This is a genomic window from Leptospira kemamanensis, assembly GCF_004769665.1.
In the GTDB taxonomy this organism is placed as follows: Bacteria; Spirochaetota; Leptospiria; order Leptospirales; family Leptospiraceae; genus Leptospira_A; species Leptospira_A kemamanensis.
In genome coordinates, this window is record NZ_RQGG01000045.1 from 1 (window position 1) to 1,420 (window position 1,420).

Annotated in this window: 2 protein-coding genes; both read left to right on the forward strand. The window is 37.3% G+C overall.

Annotated elements, in window-relative coordinates:
- Window positions 1-206: 206 nt before the first annotated feature.
- Window positions 207-395 carry a hypothetical protein gene (locus EHQ59_RS17915; protein ID WP_244245577.1) on the forward strand — a complete coding sequence of 63 codons (189 nt, stop codon included), beginning with the start codon at window positions 207-209 and terminating at the stop codon, window positions 393-395.
- 38 nt (window positions 396-433) lie between these two features.
- The gene (locus EHQ59_RS15770; protein ID WP_135620693.1) at window positions 434-1,375 is read left to right on the forward strand and encodes an IS3 family transposase; all 942 of its coding nucleotides are present in this window, start codon (window positions 434-436) and stop codon (window positions 1,373-1,375) included.
- Window positions 1,376-1,420: the final 45 nt, after the last annotated feature.

Here is a 1,420-nt window from a genome sequence, read left to right on the forward strand (position 1 = left end):
TGCTCCAGTTCAGATGAAACGGTAATTTTAAAGTCCTAAATTAAGCTAATCCCAATTACCGAAAATGGAGATTAGAGATGGAAAAACCAAACCCAAGACAGAGACGAACATTTACGGCTGACGATAAGATAGGCTTCATCCGAAAACACCTTTTGAAATCAAAGTTGGTGGACACATGTGATGAACATCGTATACATCCAACCATGATGCAAAATTGGTTGAAAGTCGTATTAGAAGCAGGCAGAGAAGCTTTAGCTGGATCCAGTAAAAAGGAAACAAAGGATCATCAGAAGCTAATAGCAAAGTATGAAAAAGAACTAGAAAAGAAGAATCGAATCATCGCAGAACTGAGTGGGGAGATTCTTAACCTAAAAAAAGATCTTGGGGAGCTCTGACAGGGGAACATGTGTCCTCTGAAATGAAACAAGAAATCATGAATACCTTGGATACCTTGAAGAAGGCATCGGGACTCCCCATCAAATATCTGTCTGAAAAAATCGGATTGAGTTCGAGGAAAATATCCGTTTGGCGAAAAGCAAGTATAAGATCGGGAAATAAATGCATTCCAAAATCCCATTGGATCACGCCCGAGGAAAGAAAAGCCGTAGAGGATTTCAAAAGAGAAAATCCATTCTTCGGATACGTTCTTTTAACTTGGATGATGATCGATCGAGACATAGCATATATGTCTCCTTCCAGCGTATATCGCATTTTGGTTGAATGTGGATTGAACAATAAATGGAGAAAACCCACATCTGATTCTAAGAAAACTGGTTTTGATCAACCAAAATCAATTCACGAACATTGGCATACAGACATCTCTTATATCAATTTTAAGGGAAGCTTTGTTTACCTGATATGTGTATTAGATGGTTTTTCTCGTGCAGTATTGTCATGGTCGATTGCAACAAAGATGGAGTCGTTAGATGTTCAATTAGTATTATGGGATGCATGCGAAAAATGGTTAGGTGGGGACAGAGAAAGAGGAATTCGTTTGATTACAGATAATGGCTCTCAGTTTTCAACAAAAGAATTCAAACAGACTTTGAAAGAATATTCCATCACCAATGTTCGTACTTCCGTGAATCATCCTCAGTCAAACGGAAAAATTGAAAGATTTCATGGAACAATTAAATCAGAACTGATTCGGGAAATTCCAAAGTATTCCTTGGAACAAGTGAGATACGAAGTTGGACATTGGATTGAACATTATAACAACGTACGATTGCATTCTGCAATTGGATATGTTGCGCCTATGGATGTGTTTTACGGTCGCAAAGATTCAATTTTAAGAGAAAGAAAAGAAAAACTGATTGAAGGAAAATTGAAGCGAAAACAATACTCGGAAAGTATTAAATTGGATCTTGTGGCTTAGCTTATTTTTTGATTACAAAATTACCTTTTTCGCTGAACTAGGACA

What these genes read in the sequence shown, in the direction of transcription:
- EHQ59_RS17915 (WP_244245577.1), top strand. Translation starts at nt 207, where the DNA reads ATGCAAAATTGGTTGAAAGTCGTATTAGAAGCAGGCAGAGAAGCTTTA.
- EHQ59_RS15770 (WP_135620693.1), top strand. Translation starts at nt 434, where the DNA reads ATGAATACCTTGGATACCTTGAAGAAGGCATCGGGACTCCCCATCAAA.